Consider the following 17306-nt stretch of genomic DNA (forward strand, 5'->3'; position numbering starts at 1 on the left):
TCTTCGAAAAGGCCTCCATCAAATGCTCAGATGAAAGCCTGATCAGAGAGTGAATTACATATTAGCGGCTTTCACTGCACGAGCTAACTTGTCGACCGCTTCTTCAGCGGTCATGGATTCGCTGTTGAAGAAGTTTGTTACAACGTCATTGATCGCACCTTGAACCATAGAGTTCACTGCCATGCCATGAGCATAACTCGGTACTAAATCACCCGTTGAAGCGCTGGCTAAAAATGCGTCCATAGATGCGTGTGCACAGGTATCAAACTTGTCACGAGGCATGTTTAAACGTGCAGGGATCGAACCTTTATTCAGGTTGAATGTTTCTTGGAATGTCGGTTCTAGGATAAGGCGAGCAAGGTCTTGTTGTGCCATTTGCGCGTCTTCGCTGTCCACTTCGAACATCGCTAATGAGTCGATGTTAAAGGTAAACTGACCGCTGGTGCCAGGTGCTGGGTAACAAACATAGTCTATACCGGCTTTTTTACCTGCTGCGGTGAACTCGCCTTTCGCCCAGTCACCCATGATTTGCATAGCTGCTTCGCCGTTGATGACCATAGACGTTGCGATGTTCCAGTCTCTACCTGAGAAACCTGGATCAACGAATTCACGCATGGCTTTGAACGTAGAAAATACATCGATCATGTCTTGGCTACGCAATGTCTCGTCAGACATAGATAGGAAAGCACTGTTGTAGAAATCAGATCCTTTCGCCAGAGCAATGGCTTCGAATAGTGTTGCGTCTTGCCAAGCTTGTCCGCCGTGCGCCAAAGGCGTGAACCCAGCGGCTTTGATTTTTTTCGCTTCTGTGATGAATTGATCCCATGTGGTCGGGATGCTCGCACCCGCTTTCTTGAAGACTTCAGGGTTTGCCCACATCCAGTTTACACGGTGAACGTTCACGGGCGCTGCAACATAGTGGCCATCGTACTTCATTACGCTGCTGACCACGCTTGGAAGTACTGTATCCCATTCGCCTTTTGCTGCGACATCGTCAAGATTTGTTAGGAAACCTAGATCACCCCATTCTTGGATAGTGGGGCCTTTGATCTGAGCACTGGCAGGAGGGTTGCCAGCAATTGCGCGAGATTTAAGAACCGTCATTGCGGATTCACCGCCGCCGCCAGCTACAGCGAAATCTTTCCAGGTATGACCGGCATCGGTCATTTCTTGTTTAAGAACGTTAATCGCTGCTGCTTCACCGCCTGATGTCCACCAGTGGAGAACTTCTACTTCGCCTGCCTGAGCTGTGGCAGCGGCAAGTGATAAAGCCACGGTAGATAAACCGAATGCAATTTTTTTCATGATAGTAACCCTTGTTATTGTTATCTGTCGTAATCACGTATTTTATGATTCTTAGTAAGCGTTCAGATTGGATTGTGTTCAGGCAAAAGCGCCTGATATATGAATCCGCTGCTAATAAATAGCTTAAATGAAGCTTACCCTGAAGATAGCAAAAGCCTTGTTGCTGTGGGAGTAAAGTAGAGCAACCTAGTGTAACAAAGTCTTGCAAGCTGTATTTGATTAATCTCTAATGGGTTTTAACGAAGAACAATGTTACGCGATGCAATTTATCAAAGTGTAACTGGGAAGTTACATATTGGAACTAAGGTTAAATTTTGTACAGTTTGTGGCCAGTACTCTGCAATTTTCAGAGGTGCACTATACTATCGGGACTCGCCGGATCTTTTATTATGGACGTCCTTATTACTAGGAAAGAGGGCGTAAGAGTCACGATAAGTGAGTAAAACTAACTCAAAATTAAGAGTGAATGTTAATGGAAAAACAACACTACACATTATTATTAGTTGAAGGTGAGCATCAACCTCCTAGCGTCGTTCGCCGTTATCTGGAGCAATGCCAGAAAACGGAATTCTCGGTCGATGTTGCAAATGGCTTTCACGAATCCATCGCACGATTGATGAGTGACCGTTTTGATCTGGTCTTGCTAGACATGTCGGTGGATGGCTTGATCGCAACGGACTTTTTAAAGCATGCCAATATTGTCGGCTTTGAGATGCCTGTTATTGTCTTGAATGACGATCGTGTGACGAAAGATGTCTCTGAACTTGAAGAAGCGTTGCTACATCTGGGGGCTTCGGACTTTATTCCTCAATCTGAATTGACTCGTGGCTTGCTCGAACGCAGTATCCGCCACGTTGTAGAACGAAAATACATAGAAACCCAAATTGCTCAATTATTGAAACGTGACCCGCTGACGGGGTTAGGTAATCGTCTGATTTTTGAAGAGCATGCTGAATTAGCGATTGCTAGAGCGAGACGAAATTCCTATCAAATTGCCGTTATTTTCATGGATTTGGATCGCTTTAAGCAAGTAAATGACTCGTTAGGTCATCATGTAGGGGATTTGTTGCTAACGCTTATTTCCCAACGTCTTGATCGTTCAATCCGTAAAAGCGATGTGGTTGCTCGTATTGGCGGGGATGAGTTCGTTTTGTTACTGGACAATATTGAGCGCCCTAATAATGCCAGTTTGATTGCTGGCAAAATTCTACATGCGGTTACTCGTCCCGCCATTATCGGTGAACATTCTATTGAGGTAAGTGCAAGTATGGGGGTCGCGATGTACCCTCAGCATGGAACAAATTGTACCGAACTCATGCAAAAAGCCGATATGGCCTTGTACGAATGTAAGCAGCAACTTGATCAGCAATTTTTGCTATTTAATGAGCGTATGCAGGAAAAACTTAAGCATATGCTGACATTAGAACGTGAATTGAATCATGCCATCGAGACAGAAGCGTTTGAGCTGTATTATCAACCTAAAATCGATTTGAAAAGCGAAACTGTTATTGGGGTTGAAGCTTTGATTCGTTGGCCCATGCCGGATGGCTCGATCCGAATGCCAGGAGACTTTATCCCTGAAGCGGTTCGAACCGGCGCGATCATTCCTATTGGCGAATGGGCACTTGAAGTGGCGTGTAAGCAAATTGCCCAATGGCGTGATTTAGGCGCTCGTATTCCCATTGCCGTCAACATATCGCCTAGACACCTTAAGCTTCCAGAATTCACTGGAAAGCTTCTGGAAAAGGTAAAGCGCTATGATATTGACCCAGGGCTTCTTGAGTTAGAATTGACGGAAGAAGCGTTAGTGGAAACTGGCGCGAGCAATATCTTTATTCTTCAAGAGATCCGGCAGGCGGGCGTCAGAATTGCCATTGATGACTTTGGTACCGGGTACTCTTCAATGCGGTATTTGAAAGTCTTGCCCATTGATTGTGTAAAGATAGATAAAACCTTTATTTCAGGTGGAGAGGGGGTGGAATTGTCCGATCCTACCATTACCCAAGCCATTATTTTCTTAGCGAAAGGCCTGTCTCTTGATGTGGTCGCTGAAGGTGTTGAGACGGAAGCGCAAAAACAAACATTGAAAGACATTGGTTGCGATAAAGTGCAGGGCTTTGTGTTCAGTCCACCGATTCCATCGCGTTTACTTAATCAAATATTATTCCCAGAAATTGGCTACAAAGCACAAGAAACCTACTAGAAAGTAGGCAAGGTACTTTTAATGCCTTGGTAGCCAAAGTCTCGCTTCAAGCCCTTGATTGGCTTGGTTACTGAGCGACACTTCTCCGCCGTGTGCTCGGGCAATGTTGCGAGCGATGCTTAAGCCTAGTCCCATTCCTGTAGGATGATGTCCAACGTGCTCAGGAACCAATCGCGTGTAGGGTTGAAAGACTTTATCCAGTTTATCAAGCGGAATCCCTGGCCCTTTGTCACGGATACGAATGCACAATGAATCTTCGGTGTCTTCAATGATGATGTCTGCGCTACTGCCGTAATAGAGCGCATTGTCTATTAGGTTGCCGATGCAGCGTTTTATCGCCAATGGTTTGCCGACGTAAGGGTGAAGCAATGTTCCTGACACCTGAACTTTGGTGCCTTGAATATTGGCTGAGCTTTGAATGTCTTTTAGTAAGCGCTCGATATTGAGTTCGACGCGATTTTCGTGAATGTCCGTCTCTTTTACACTCTGAAGCGCGCCTTTTACGAGCATGTCCAAATCTTCCAAATCTCGGATCATGGCTTCACGAGCCTCGTCTTCGTCGAGCATTTCAGCGCGCAAGCGTAGACGTGTAATGGGCGTTTTTAAATCGTGAGAAATGGAAGCAAACAAACGTTCTCTGTCATCAACATAGCGTTGAATGCGCTTTTGCATGTCATTAAATGCGTGGGCGGTTTTTCGGACTTCCAGTGCGCCGTCTTCTTTTAGAGGCTTCCAATCTCCTTTACCAAATTGCTCCGCAGCTCGGACAAGTAGCGCAAGTGGGCGTGTCACACGTCGAATAAAAAGAAGCGTCAGCAACAGTACGGTAATCACTGACGCCGTCAGCGAGAATAAACGGTCGGCCGTTAACAGAGAGGATTCATCAAGGAAGTACGGGGAGGGCATTATGCTCGCTAAGTACAACCAATCAGATTCATTGATTTGAATCTGGATGACGACAATAGGAGGGGTTAACGGCTTCATCATCAGGCTATGATGCCCCCAACGTTCGGGTAAATCCGACAGTTTGGTTTGATTATTGATGACATGTAAGTTGGTAGGGCTGGAGAACGAAATATCTGCGTTATGGATGCCCAGTTGACGTGAAAGCGTATCGTGAATTTCGTCCTTCACGATGTTTTTGAGTTTCGATTCGGGCAGAGCGTTTATATGAATGTGTGTTTTATTAAGCGTAACAAAAAATCGAGTTCCCCCCATATCTTGCAGCTGATCAATGACAATGTGGCGATAATTTTGCGGAAGAGAGCTGAAGTAGCTGACGGTTGCGGCAATACGAAAGGCCATATGAGTCGATACTTCTTGGACATTTTTCTCCGTATCTGTCTCGATCTGGCGCAACCAAATGGCCGAACTGATGAGCTGGGCGCTGGCTACACCAAGCGCCATTATAATGAGGATTTGCCCTGTTAAAGACTGAAACCAGCGCGAGAGGCGCTTACTCAGCAAGCTCATTACGTGTTTCTACGGTTGCGGTCATGATATAGCCTTCGCCCCTTACGGTTTTGATCAGTTGGGGGTGTCGAGCATCTTCTTTTAAGCGTTGTCTTAGTCGACTGACATGTACATCGATAAAGCGATCCAGCGGCGCGCTGTCTCTACCTCGGGTGTTTTCGGCAATATAATCTCGGCTTAATACTTCTCCAGGCCCTGCTAAGAACAGCATGAGTAAATTGAAATCTGCTCCTGTTAATGCCTCTTTGCTGTCTTCATACATCAGCTCTCGGGATAATGTATCCAGTGTAAATTGGGCAAATTGATAATAGCGGCAGGCTTTGCTTTTTTCGGGCTCTTCTTTTGTAATGTCGCTAGGTTCAATACGGCGGAGGATGGCTTTCATCCGTGCCAGTAGTTCGCGAGGGTTGAACGGTTTTGCTAAGTAATCGTCTGCCCCGATCTCAAGACCAATGATTCGATCCATCTCATCGGAATTGGCGGTAAGCATGATGACAGGCACTTCAGATACGGATCGAAGTGCACGGCAGACTGCAAAGCCATCTTGCCCAGGTAGCATGATATCTAGAATGACGAGTTCAACGCCGAGATCGGGATGAAAATTCTCTAGAAACGCTTCGCCAGACTCTGCAGTTAATACTTGGAATTGATGTCGTTCAAGATAAGATTTTAACAATGAGCGGATATCATTGTCGTCGTCGACTACATAAACATACCTTGATTTTGTCATAACAACATATCCTAGTCCCTAATTTATCAAATGATACTGTAAAACCTCACCTATGATATAGAGACGCAAAAAATAAGTTAAATTTATAAAAGTATGCGGATAGAAGGGCATTAAATAAATTTAGTTGATTTAATGCCCTTCTATCCGCATACTTTTTCATCAAACTTCCGGTATATGCCTTTGAACATTTGAGACAAACAGTTATGACAACAAAAATACTTTCTTTTGGTGAAGCGTTAATCGACTTTCTTTCCAATGGTGCGATTCAAACAGGTGAATTAGAAACGTTTACGAAATTCCCTGGTGGTGCGCCTGCGAATGTCGCGGTTGCTGCGGCATTGTTGGGTGGCGATAGCCACTTTGTTGGTCAAGTTGGTGATGATGCGTTCGGTCATTTCTTAAAAAGTGAGCTTGAAGGATACGGTGTAAAAACCGATGCCATGCTCATGACCAAGGAAGCAAAAACAGCATTGGCGTTTGTTAGCCTTGACGAGACCGGGGAGCGTAGCTTTGAATTCTATCGTAACCCTTCTGCTGATATGTTATTTGCAAGTGACGATTTTCAGTCGAGCTGGTTTGAGAGTGACCAAGGTGTTTTCCATACCTGCTCAAACACGCTTACTGACGACAATATTACTGCTGCAACGATGGCGGGAATGGCGTTGGCAAAAGAAGCAAATTGGGTCGTGAGCGTTGATGTCAATTTACGTGCAAACTTATGGCCGAACAATGAAGTGGATTCAGAGCGCGTTATTCAATGGATGCAAGCTGCGGATGTCGTGAAAGCGAGCCTTGAAGAGCTAAGCGTTTTAGCGTCAGACCCTTTTGAGTTGATTAAAGCGTCGCTTGAAAATGAAGTCGCAGTGTTCGTACTGACAGACGGTGGGAACCCTGTTCGTTATTATACTTTGGCAGGAGAAGGTGAGGTACAAACACCAACCGTTGCTGTGAAAGACACCACTGCAGCAGGTGATGCCTTTGTGGGTGGATTACTTTATCAGCTTGCGGAACAAGCGGGAGATCGTGCTTCCATTCAGTCGCTAACCGCTGACCAGCTTCATGCAATTATACGTTTTGCTGTCGCTTGCGGTGCTGATTCTGTTACGCGACTCGGCGCGTATCCATCGTTGCCTAACTTGGCACAGGTCGAAGCGCGTTTAGCTCAAATTTAACCTGTTATAACCTGCCCAAAAATTCATTCATTTTCGAAAATAGAAGGTGAATGAATTTCCAGGATCTTAAAACGATTAAGATTTTCTTAAGAGCCTTGTCTCTCACTTCCAAATTACAAATCAAAAGCAAACTCTGCGGGTTAACCGTGATATTATTGCTCCATAAAATTGTGTCAAATTTAATCTGATTGGTTTGTTTTATAAATTTTTTGTATGACTTATAACCAGTGTAGGTTGCTTTGTAAGCAATTGATCTAAATAGCTTGATGGTTTCTGTACTAATTTTCTACTGGTATGTTCTAAAATTAAGTTAAATTTAAGTCTGTATCTTGCTTGATGAACTTTGAACGATTGACAATAATTCTAGGTCATCTTAATGCATAAAGATGGTGTGTTAAGGTTATACATAAACTTATCCCCAACAGATAATAACAACAAGGTTTTATGCTCTAGCGCATGAAGCCGATTTGAGGAGTGAATATGAAAAAGCGTCTCTTGTCTGTAGCTGTTGCTGCAACTCTCAGTGCCTCGTTCTCTTACGCAGATGGTCATGATGGTTTAATTTTTGAACCTGGCCAAGATTCTCGTTTCCACTGGTCTAGCTATGAAGATCTGAAATCTGTCGATTTGACAGGTCAATCTTTGACTGTATTTGGCCCTTGGTTGGGTTCTGAGAAAGAACGTTTTGATAAAGTTATTGCGTATTTTGCAAATGCAACGGGTGCAAAAGTAAGTTATGCAGGCTCTGATTCGTTTGAGCAGCAAGTCGTTATTGATGCACAAGCTGGCAGTGCGCCAAACATTTCTATATTCCCACAGCCAGGTCTGGCGGCGGATTTAGCAGCAAAAGGTTTGCTAACGCCATTAGATGATGAAGATAAAGATGCGATTAAGAAAGATTATGCCGCAGGGCAATCTTGGGTTGATCTTGCTACCTTCAAAGACCAAGACGGAAATAAAGACTTGTACGGTGTTTTCTACCGTGCCGATCTGAAATCGTTGGTGTGGTACTCTCCTGATAACTTCTATGATGCAGGCTACGAAGTGCCTAAAACCATGGAAAGCCTAAAAGCGTTGACTGAGCAAATTGTTGCCGATGGCGGCACTCCTTGGTGTATCGGTCTGGGTTCAGGCGCTGCAACGGGTTGGCCAGCGACAGACTGGGTAGAAGATCTAATGCTTCGTACTCAACCTGCTGATGTGTATGACCAATGGGTAACAAACGACATTAAGTTTGATGATCCTCGTGTTGTTGGTGCTGTTGAAGAGTTCGGTTGGTTTGCTCATAACGATGCCTTTGTTGATGGCGGTACGAAAGCGGTCGCGGCGACTGATTTCCGTGATAGCCCTAAAGGATTGTTTGCATCACCACCAAAATGTTATTTGCATCGTCAAGCATCCTTCGTTCCTGCGTTCTTCCCAGAAGACGTTGAGCTAGGCCTTGATGCGGATTTCTTCTACTTCCCTTCATATGAGTCAAAAGATCTGGGTAGCCCAGTACTGGGTGCTGGTACCTTGGTCAGTATTACCAATGACTCTGAAGCGGCTCGTGAATTCATCGATTTCATTCGCTCACCGATTGCACACGAACTTTGGATGGCTCAAAAAGGCTTCTTAAGTGCTCATTTGGGTGCAAACCCTGAGTTGTATGCGACGGAGACGGCTAAAAAACAAGGTGAAATTCTACGTTACGCTACGACATTCCGCTTTGATGCATCTGATCTAATGCCAGGTAAAATTGGAGCAGGCGCATTCTGGACTGGCATGGTTAACTATGCTGACGGAGAAAGCGCAGAAAGCGTTACGAAAGAAATCCAAAAAACTTGGGATGCTCTTAAGTAAAACACTTTAAGAATAAATAGCCATAAAGCGTTAGGTTGATGAAACCTGACGCTTTATTTTTAACTGCTATTTAGAGAACGGACTCTCATCGAATACTCGCATTTTTGTGACTCCACGTAATCAAACATTGTAAAACGGAGACTCTATGGGACAGCTCGCTATTGCGTTTGTGACCATGACCCTTGGCGTCCTTGCCTGCGCAGGCTATTTTTATGGCTCTAACGCGCTCTTGGACTCTATCTTTCCATCAAAAAACCGCCCCGCAGAAGTCATCGCACGAAATTTGCGTATCGTTAATCAGGTTCGCCCTTGGTTGTTCTTAGGGCCTGCTTTGCTGCTATTGGTTTTTTATCTGTTTTATCCAGTAGTACAGTCCGCCATCTTGTCTTTTTATGGCCGTACTGGGGAAGAATTTGTGGGATTTGCCAACTACATTTGGCTGTTCCAGAGCGGTGAATTTTTAGAATCGTTCCGCAACAACATGCTGTGGTTGATTGTTGTGCCTACTTTATCGACCTTTTTCGGTTTAATCATTGCGACAATGACAGACCGTATCTGGTGGGGCAACATTGCCAAAAGTTTAATTTTCATGCCAATGGCGATTTCTTTCATTGGTGCTTCCATTATTTGGAAGTTTATTTACGAATACCGCAGTGGCGGCGATGAACAAATCGGCCTATTAAATGCGCTGGTTGTGTTCTTTGGTGGTGAGCCGCAGACGTGGATCCAAATACCATTCTGGAACAACTTCTTCCTAATGATCATATTGGTTTGGATTCAAACCGGTTTTGCTATGGTGATTTTGTCTGCTGCATTACGTGGTATTCCAGATGAAACCATTGAAGCAGCGGTACTGGATGGCGCGAGTGGCCTTCAGATATTTTTCCGCATCATGGTACCACAAATTTGGGGCACGATTGCTGTTGTCTGGACAACCATTACCATTCTGGTGTTGAAGGTTTTCGATATCGTATTGGCCATGACAAACGGGCAATGGGGAACACAAGTTCTCGCAAATCAGATGTTTAGTTGGCTGTTCCAAGGCGGCGGTGATTACGGTCGAAGCGCAGTAATTGCTTTGGTTATCATGGCTTTGGTGGTACCGATTATGGTCTGGAACATTAAAAACGCCAATGCTGAAATGGAGGGTCGTTAATCATGGTTACATCAAATAAAGGCTCTGCATTAAATCTGGTTGTTCATGCAACCGTGCTTTTTTTAGTTATTATGTGGACGATTCCAACGGCTGGACTGTTTATTTCGTCTATTCGTGATAAAGACCAGTTGTCAGTCTCTGGCTGGTGGACTGCCTTGTCTGCTTCTGAGCAGCAAAAAGTCTATCGTACTGCTGGCGCTGAATCCGAAATTCAGGAAAACGGCGTGTATGTGTTGCGTGGAAACCTGCTAGAAGGTGGAAGCGGTGAGGTGACTAAGTTCGGTATTAGCTCACTAAAACCAGAAGCATTTGCGCCCGGTCAAGAAGCCAAAAGCCGTCGCGATGTTAGGTTCAAGGTGATGGAAAATGGCGACTATGAAGTGATTTCAGAAAAATCCTTCCGTCGTGGTGTTCGTATTTTCTATACGGCCGAAATACCGCCTCGTTTTACGCTGGACAACTATCGCACCGTCATGAGTTCAGAAGGGTTAGGTCAGTCTTTTATTAACTCTTTAACCGTTACGATTCCGGCAACCGTTATTCCGATTTTGATTGCGGCGTTTGCTGCGTATGCATTGGCTTGGATGAAGTTTCCGGGACGCGCATTACTAATCGCGGGTGTGGTCGGACTGTTGGTTGTACCGCTGCAAATGTCGTTGATTCCTTTGCTTACGGTGTACAGCAAAATAGGCGCTTTCTTCGGTGTTGATGCTAAAGGGTATGTCGGGATATGGCTCGCACATACTGGGTTTGGTTTACCGCTTGCGATCTATCTATTGCGTAACTACATTTCCGGTCTACCCGGTGAAATTATTGAATCTGCACGCGTGGATGGCGCCTCTGATTTCGTGATTTTCCGCAAAATTATATTACCGTTGTCGTTCCCTGCACTGGCATCGTTTGCGATCTTCCAATTCCTATGGGTATGGAATGATCTGTTGATTGCCACGGTATTCTTGGGGAATACGGAAGAAAGTCTTGTATTGACTGGTCGTTTGCGTGAGCTTCTCGGATCTCGCGGCGGTAATTGGGAAATTCTGACAGCGTCCGCGTTTATTACGATTATTATCCCGCTGTGTGTTTTCTTCGGGCTGCAACGTTATTTAGTACGTGGCTTATTAGCGGGTTCTGTTAAATAGTAAACAGCAAAAATAACTGAATGCCTTCCTAGCAGCGATAAATTGCATAACAAGAAAGGAAGGCATTATGCTCACAAGAGCGACAACGGAGTAAGATTAAGATGGCAAATGTAAAATTAACCAACGTAAAGAAAGTCTACTCGAATAATGTCGAAGTAATGCGCGACATTAACTTAGATATTAAACAAGGCGAATTTATTGTATTCGTTGGTCCATCAGGTTGTGGTAAATCAACGCTTTTACGTATGATTTCTGGCTTGGAAGACATCTCTTCTGGCACGCTTGAAATAGACAATCAAGATGTAACTCAAGTCCCACCTTCACTACGTGGTGTGGCGATGGTGTTCCAAAGCTACGCGTTGTACCCGCATATGACGGTGTACGACAACATGGCGTTCAGCCTTCAAATCGCGAAAATTGATAAGAAAGAAGTGGATGCTCAAGTGCGTCGCGCTGCTGAGATGCTACAACTGACTCCTTATTTAGATCGCTTGCCAAAAGCGCTTTCAGGCGGTCAGCGTCAACGTGTCGCGATTGGCCGAGCGATTGTACGTCGCCCTAAAGTTTTCCTATTCGATGAGCCTTTGTCTAACCTAGATGCGGCTCTTCGTGTTGCGACACGAATGGAAATTGCGAATTTAAAAGAAAGCATGCCTGATTCGACCATGATCTATGTAACGCATGATCAGGTTGAAGCGATGACGCTTGCGGACCGTATTGTTTTGCTTTCTGCGGGTAATATTGAGCAAGTGGGTTCACCTCTGGATCTGTATGCAAACCCAGAAAATGTATTTGTCGCGAAGTTTATCGGCTCTCCTGCAATGAACGTAATGCCGTGCATCGTTGAGACTGCTGGAGAAAATACTCAAATTAAAGTAGCGAATACATTCTCAATCAATACGCCAATTGCATCACCAGCGGGTGACAGCGGTAAGCCAGGTTTCTTCGGTGTACGTCCTGAGGACCTCGCACTGGCACAAGACGGCGAACCTGCGTTATTGGAAGGTGAAGTGTCTTTTGTTGAATCTCTAGGTGAAGCAACTCTGTTGTATATTACCGTGCCTGGTTTGGAAGAGGCTGTTATTTCTAAGCAGCAAGGTACTCTTCAGATTCAGAAAGGCGATACAATACGCGTGACCGCAGTACCGGAAAAACTGCATCTATTTAATCAAGATGAGCAGTCTTACCGCTGCTTGTAATTGAGATAAAGAATTAAAATTTGGAGAAGGTTATGACATCCAATCTTAATTGGTGGAAAGGCGGGATTATTTACCAAATTTATCCACGCAGTTTTATGGACTCCAATGGTGATGGTGTCGGCGATCTAAAAGGGATTACAGGCAAACTAGACTATGTTGCTTCCTTAGGTGTCGATGCGATTTGGCTTTCTCCAATCTTTACCTCACCCATGAAGGACTTTGGGTACGATGTGTCTGATTATCGAGACATTGACCCTATGTTCGGTTCATTGGCCGATTTTAAAGAGATGACAGATCGTGCCCATGATTTGGGCCTTAAGGTTATGATTGATCAGGTTATCAGTCACTCTTCCGATCAGCATCCATGGTTTGAAGAGAGCCGCCAAAATAAATCCAATCCAAAAGCGGATTGGTATGTTTGGGCAGACCCTAAACCCGATGGATCGCCACCAAATAACTGGCTGTCTATTTTCGGTGGAAGCGCATGGAAGTGGGACAGTCGTCGTCTTCAGTATTATCTGCATAACTTTTTAGACACTCAGCCAGACTTGAACTTCCATAACCCTGAAGTACGTCAGGCGAACTTGGATAACATGCGCTTCTGGTTAGAGTTAGGTGTCGATGGATTCCGTTTGGATACGGTTAACTTTTACTTCCACAGCGAAGGCCTTGAAGATAACCCACCAGTTCCTGCCGGTGAGCCAAAAACCAAAGGCGCTCCAGAAGATAACCCGTACTCTTACCAGCGTCATGTATATGACTTAAGTCGTCCTGAAAACTTGGACTTCCTTAAAGACTTGCGCGAGATGATGGATGAGTATCCTGGTACAACAACGGTAGGGGAGATCGGAGATGATTTCCCTCTTGAGCGCATGGCTGAATACACCTCAGGTGGCGATAAGCTGCATATGGCGTATACATTTGATTTCTTAAATAAGCCTCATTCTCCAGAATATATTCGCGAAGTATTGGCGAATATGGATGAGATTGTTGGAGACGGTTGGCCTTGTTGGGCTCTGTCTAACCACGATGTGGTGCGTTCACGCACTCGCTGGGGTGCCGAGGAAGATCCACAAGCGTATCCTCTCGTTGCATTAGCATTGATTATGTCTTTGCGTGGCAGTGTGTGTATGTATCAAGGTGAAGAGCTGGGCCTACCGGAAGCTAACGTACCGTTTGAGCGCATACAAGACCCTTATGGCATTCCTTTGTGGCCTGTATTTAAAGGTCGTGATGGTTGTCGTACGCCAATGGTTTGGGAGAATACTCAGCAGGGTGGTTTTTCAAACGTTGAGCCATGGCTACCTGTCGACGCAAATCAGTTGCCTTTGAGTGTAGCGGAACAGGAAAAGGATACGAGTGCCTTACTTCACAAGGTACGCCAATTTATAAAATGGCGCCAACAACAGTCAGTACTTGTTAACGGTTCTTTGACTTTGGTTGAAGTAGGAAACGAGAAATTGGTGAGTTTTGTTCGTGAATTTGAAGGTGAGCGTTGGGTGGTTGTGTTGAATATGACCGCAGACACGCATACAGCTCAACTTGAAGGCACGCTAGAAACTTCGATTGAAGGGCATGGCTTCGATGTATCTATTTCTGGTAACACGGTTACATTGCCACCTTATCAAGTCGCTTATGTTAAACTTGTTTAATTAAATTGCGACAACTGAACTGTGATTAATGAGCCACATACAATGGATTGAGTGGTTCATATCGCTGGCTTATATTTGAGAATAGTATGAAAAATAATAGTAAAAAACTGACTCTCAAGGACGTGGCCGATCATCTTAATGTATCAACTGCCACCATCTCTAATGCGTTTAATCGACCTGATCAGCTTTCGGCCAATCTTCGTCAGAGCATTCTGAATGAATGTGAACAAATGGGCTATTTTGGTCCAAACGCGGCAGCTCGAAGCCTACGTACCGGCCGTACGGGGATTGTGGGGATCGTATTGTCAGACGATCTGAGTTACTCGCTTACCGATCCTGTAGCCAACCAATTCTTAAAAGGAATGGCAGAGGTATTGAGTGAAAACGATTACAACATGCTGCTTCTGTCTGCCTATGAATCGGAGCAGGATGCCAAGTCTAGAATGCAAGCCTCTATGGTGGATGGATTTGTGGTGTACGGCCATAAACCTCAGCAGTGTAAAAACGCACCTTGGCTTGTTTCGAATAAAAACGTTATTACGGTCGACAGCTTTATAAAGGGCATGACATCGGTCAACGTTGAAAACTCCGAGAGCGCTTATCAAATTGCTCGTCATGCGTTGTCTCATAAGCCATCCAGTGTCGCTATTATGGGGCTGGCGTTGTTGGATACGGATCGGGTATGTCGTATCCGTGAAGATGAGCTTTGGGATGCGGCGGCGTCAATCTCCATTCAGCGTTTAAAAGGCTATGAAAGAGCACTCAAAGAGACTGGAATGAGCCTACCGTCTGAGCGTGTCTGGCATATTCCAATCAACAGCCATAAGTTGGCTTACCAAGCTGCACGTGAAGCCTTGACCATGGCTGACAGACCGCAACTATTAATTTGTATGAGTGACCGGATTGCCATTGCGGCCGTTCAAGCTGCATTGCATATGGGCATTAAGGTACCTGAAGAGCTTCAGGTTGTCGGTTTTGATGGCATTCCAGAGAGTGGAAATTTTCACCCTTCAATAACGACCGTACACCAGCAAACGGTTGAAAAAGGGCGTGTCGCTGCGGAAGTATTTCTCGGCCTTCGCGAGGAGAAAGACGTCGTTCTGGAAACAGAATTGGTCATTCGCGAAAGTTGCCCACACACCTTGTCTTGATCTGAACATACAAGGAAGGCGGAACACGTTCTAACAGAGATTTGTGCCCTTCCTTATTGGATCACGGTGAGTTGCTTTTGGTTGTCTCTAGCGTAACGTTCGAACGTGTCTTCTGCCATGGGCGGTGAATAATAGTAGCCTTGTCCATATTGGCAGTGATGCATGACGATGAGCTGGTGATGTTCAATGTCTTCAACGCCTTCTGCAACCACTTCCATAGACAGAGATTGGGCAAGCTCAATGATTGTTTTAAGTATCTTCCCGCTCACATTTTCTTTTGTCGCCGTCGCAATAAAAGAGCGATCAATCTTGAGCGTGTCTACGGGCAAGCGTTGTAAGTAGCTTAATGACGAGTAACCTGTTCCAAAGTCATCCAGTGATAATTTCACCCCCAAACTTTTTATCTGATTCAAGATATCAATTGCACGTTCCATATTTTTGATGATGGAAGATTCGGTTATTTCAATTTCAAGTAGATCGGGTCTGATGCCGCTTTCTTGCAAGTTCTCTTTTAAATAATGAACGATATTTTCATCATAAAGTTGAACGGTAGATAAGTTTACGGAAATTGATAACTCACTGAGTTCGGTGTTTTTCCACGATAGAAGTTGAGCGATCGCTTGTTGGATAACCCACTCTCCTATCGGAATAATTTGTTTGGTTTCTTCCGCGATAGGAATAAATTTATCAGGTCTAATGAGAGATCCATCTTGCTTTATCCAGCGAATGAGCGCTTCAGCAGCGACGATTTTATCGTCGATTAAATCAATCTTAGGTTGGAAGTACAGCGTAAATTCCTGTTTTTCCAGTGCAGATTCTATGTCTCGGTACACGTCTAAATGATGGGTAAACTCGTCATTCAAAGCGTGAGAAAAGAATGAATACTGGCTCTTGCCAAGTCGTTTGGCATTGTACATGGCGATATCTGAATTTTTGATCAGGTTCTTTTTATCTGCAGCGTCTGTTGGAAAGGTCGACAGCCCCACGCTAATACTGACTTTGTAGCCTACTTCGTGAATGATAAACGGCTTATGAAAGGCTTTAATTAAGTTATTGGCAAGCGTTTCAAGACAATCGTCACTGATAATATCGTCTGCAATGATGGTGAATTCGTCGCCGCCCAATCGAGCTAAAAAGCAGCCTTCTTTTATGTTCTGCTGTAACCGCGTGCCTGCCTCGGTAATGACGATGTCGCCACTTTCATGACCTAGACCATCGTTAATGTGTTTGAAGTTATCTAGGTCGATAAAGATCAGGCCTACTTTTCTGTGTTTGGATTTTGCCTCTTGAATACGGTTTTCTATTTCCCGTTCAAAGAACTGGCGATTTGGTAAGCCAGTGAGAACATCGTAATAAGCCAACTTTCGCAGCTTTTCTCGTTGCTCTTTGTCCTCAGAAATGTCGTTGACGATAAACGCATATTCATCGCTTACATCACTTTTTTTACTGCTGATTTGGGTAACGATAAGCCAAACGGGAATTTTGTGGGTTTCCAGTAAACACTCGGATTCCCCTGTCCAACTTGCTTGGGAAGGGTTTTCATTAATGAGTTTTTTAATCTGTGAGAATGTCGTTAAGAGAAAGTCGTCGATGTGTTTGTTAGTGATGGCGTTGTTTGTTGTTTTTAAGAACGTGAGGAAGGCGGGATTTGAATCGTAAATATAACCATCACTGTTGGTGAAAACGACACCTTCACCCATGCTTTCAAAGGTTTTTCTTGCGACTTGAAGGCGACTGACAGGTTCGGCTAAGGCTTTCTTTATGGAAAAATACAAAATAAAAACGAAAAAGATTGAGACTATCCCGATCTGAAGAAGCTCGATCATTAAAGATCGAAACTGCGCTTCTTTGTGATCCTTTAAGTCGATGAACAGTTCGACTCTTCCAAAAGTCATTGTTTCGATTTTGATAGGGTAAGAACTCACTAAGTCGGATTCTGATAGTAATTTCTCTCTCATGGACGTTGAATACGGTGCAGTGGATTGATTTACTTTTACTCTTCCCATGTATCTTCGACCGAACTGGCTGTAAACAACGATGCCTTTTAGAAACTTATTTTGCAGTTCCGAGTCGAGTAGGCTGGAAGAAAATTCATCGGAGAATGAGCGTTTTACTGAACTGCTGAAAAGAGTCCATATAGCGGGCTTAACTGCTTCGCCAATCCTATTGGCCGACTGGGCTATTTGAAAATTAAGATCCTTATCAAATTCAATGCTAGAAAAGTGAAACCGAGCCGCTACAAAGACTGACATAATAAAGACAGTGCTGATTATTAGGGTCAAAA

12 protein-coding genes are annotated in these 17306 nt (G+C 44.5%); 8 read left to right on the forward strand and 4 right to left on the reverse strand.

Annotated features, from left to right (window positions below; translation table 11 throughout):
• Positions 1-54: 54 nt before the first annotated feature.
• The gene (locus DFP79_RS11735; protein ID WP_133504122.1) at positions 55-1305 is read right to left on the reverse strand and encodes an ABC transporter substrate-binding protein; all 1251 of its coding nucleotides are present in this window, start codon (positions 1303-1305) and stop codon (positions 55-57) included.
• A 472-nt stretch (positions 1306-1777) separates the two neighbouring features.
• On the opposite strand from DFP79_RS11735, the gene DFP79_RS11740 reads away from it, so the two are divergent.
• Positions 1778-3508, forward strand: a complete 1731-nt coding sequence (locus DFP79_RS11740) for a putative bifunctional diguanylate cyclase/phosphodiesterase (protein WP_166637695.1) — start codon at positions 1778-1780, stop codon at positions 3506-3508.
• Positions 3509-3526: 18 nt separating this feature from the next.
• On the opposite strand, the gene DFP79_RS11745 is transcribed toward DFP79_RS11740, so the two are convergent.
• Both DFP79_RS11745 and DFP79_RS11750 read right to left on the reverse strand, forming a co-directional pair.
• Entirely contained in the window at positions 3527-4981 is a 1455-nt protein-coding gene (locus tag DFP79_RS11745; RefSeq protein WP_133504124.1) for an ATP-binding protein, read from the reverse strand.
• On the reverse strand, positions 4965-5711 hold the full coding sequence (locus DFP79_RS11750) for a response regulator (RefSeq protein ID WP_133504125.1): 747 nt from the start codon (positions 5709-5711) through the stop codon (positions 4965-4967). Before DFP79_RS11750 ends, DFP79_RS11745 begins: the two co-directional genes overlap by 17 nt.
• A gap of 203 nt (positions 5712-5914) precedes the next feature.
• Between DFP79_RS11750 and DFP79_RS11755 the strand changes: the two genes are divergently transcribed.
• The 7 genes from DFP79_RS11755 (at position 5915) to DFP79_RS11785 (ending at position 15022) form a co-directional block, all read left to right on the forward strand.
• A complete protein-coding gene (locus DFP79_RS11755) occupies positions 5915-6883 on the forward strand; it encodes a carbohydrate kinase family protein (protein WP_133504126.1) in 969 nt (322 codons plus the stop codon).
• Between the two features lie 480 nt (positions 6884-7363).
• The gene (locus tag DFP79_RS11760) at positions 7364-8725 is read left to right on the forward strand and encodes an ABC transporter substrate-binding protein (protein WP_133504127.1); all 1362 of its coding nucleotides are present in this window, start codon (positions 7364-7366) and stop codon (positions 8723-8725) included.
• Positions 8726-8870: 145 nt separating this feature from the next.
• A complete protein-coding gene (locus DFP79_RS11765; RefSeq protein WP_133504128.1) occupies positions 8871-9881 on the forward strand; it encodes a carbohydrate ABC transporter permease in 1011 nt (336 codons plus the stop codon).
• A 2-nt stretch (positions 9882-9883) separates the two neighbouring features.
• Entirely contained in the window at positions 9884-11020 is a 1137-nt protein-coding gene (locus DFP79_RS11770) for a carbohydrate ABC transporter permease (protein WP_133504129.1), read from the forward strand.
• Positions 11021-11121: 101 nt separating this feature from the next.
• Positions 11122-12219 (forward strand): ABC transporter ATP-binding protein, encoded by a 1098-nt coding sequence (locus DFP79_RS11775; protein ID WP_133504130.1) that lies wholly within the window; start codon positions 11122-11124, stop codon positions 12217-12219.
• Positions 12220-12251: 32 nt separating this feature from the next.
• Positions 12252-13871: an alpha-glucosidase family protein gene (locus DFP79_RS11780; protein WP_133504131.1), complete on the forward strand. Its 1620-nt coding sequence runs from the start codon at positions 12252-12254 to the stop codon at positions 13869-13871.
• Between the two features lie 86 nt (positions 13872-13957).
• Positions 13958-15022, forward strand: coding sequence for a LacI family DNA-binding transcriptional regulator (locus tag DFP79_RS11785; protein WP_133504132.1), 1065 nt, complete (start codon positions 13958-13960; stop codon positions 15020-15022).
• Positions 15023-15075: 53 nt separating this feature from the next.
• Here DFP79_RS11785 and DFP79_RS11790 read toward each other — a convergent pair whose 3' ends face one another.
• Complete coding sequence (locus DFP79_RS11790; RefSeq protein ID WP_208111424.1) at positions 15076-17304, reverse strand: GGDEF and EAL domain-containing protein; 2229 nt, start codon at positions 17302-17304, stop codon at positions 15076-15078.
• Between the last annotated feature and the right edge of the window lie 2 nt (positions 17305-17306).

The sequence above is a fragment of the Marinomonas balearica genome (assembly GCF_004362145.1).
GTDB classification, from domain to species: Bacteria; Pseudomonadota; Gammaproteobacteria; order Pseudomonadales; family Marinomonadaceae; genus Marinomonas; species Marinomonas balearica.

Excerpts from the sequence above, each read along its gene's own strand:
- DFP79_RS11735 (WP_133504122.1), bottom strand. The coding sequence starts at position 1,305 with ATGAAAAAAATTGCATTCGGTTTATCTACCGTGGCTTTATCACTTGCC.
- DFP79_RS11740 (WP_166637695.1), top strand. The coding sequence starts at position 1,778 with ATGGAAAAACAACACTACACATTATTATTAGTTGAAGGTGAGCATCAA.
- DFP79_RS11745 (WP_133504124.1), bottom strand. The coding sequence starts at position 4,981 with ATGAGCTTGCTGAGTAAGCGCCTCTCGCGCTGGTTTCAGTCTTTAACA.
- DFP79_RS11750 (WP_133504125.1), bottom strand. The coding sequence starts at position 5,711 with ATGACAAAATCAAGGTATGTTTATGTAGTCGACGACGACAATGATATC.
- DFP79_RS11755 (WP_133504126.1), top strand. The coding sequence starts at position 5,915 with ATGACAACAAAAATACTTTCTTTTGGTGAAGCGTTAATCGACTTTCTT.
- DFP79_RS11760 (WP_133504127.1), top strand. The coding sequence starts at position 7,364 with ATGAAAAAGCGTCTCTTGTCTGTAGCTGTTGCTGCAACTCTCAGTGCC.
- DFP79_RS11765 (WP_133504128.1), top strand. The coding sequence starts at position 8,871 with ATGGGACAGCTCGCTATTGCGTTTGTGACCATGACCCTTGGCGTCCTT.
- DFP79_RS11770 (WP_133504129.1), top strand. The coding sequence starts at position 9,884 with ATGGTTACATCAAATAAAGGCTCTGCATTAAATCTGGTTGTTCATGCA.
- DFP79_RS11775 (WP_133504130.1), top strand. The coding sequence starts at position 11,122 with ATGGCAAATGTAAAATTAACCAACGTAAAGAAAGTCTACTCGAATAAT.
- DFP79_RS11780 (WP_133504131.1), top strand. The coding sequence starts at position 12,252 with ATGACATCCAATCTTAATTGGTGGAAAGGCGGGATTATTTACCAAATT.
- DFP79_RS11785 (WP_133504132.1), top strand. The coding sequence starts at position 13,958 with ATGAAAAATAATAGTAAAAAACTGACTCTCAAGGACGTGGCCGATCAT.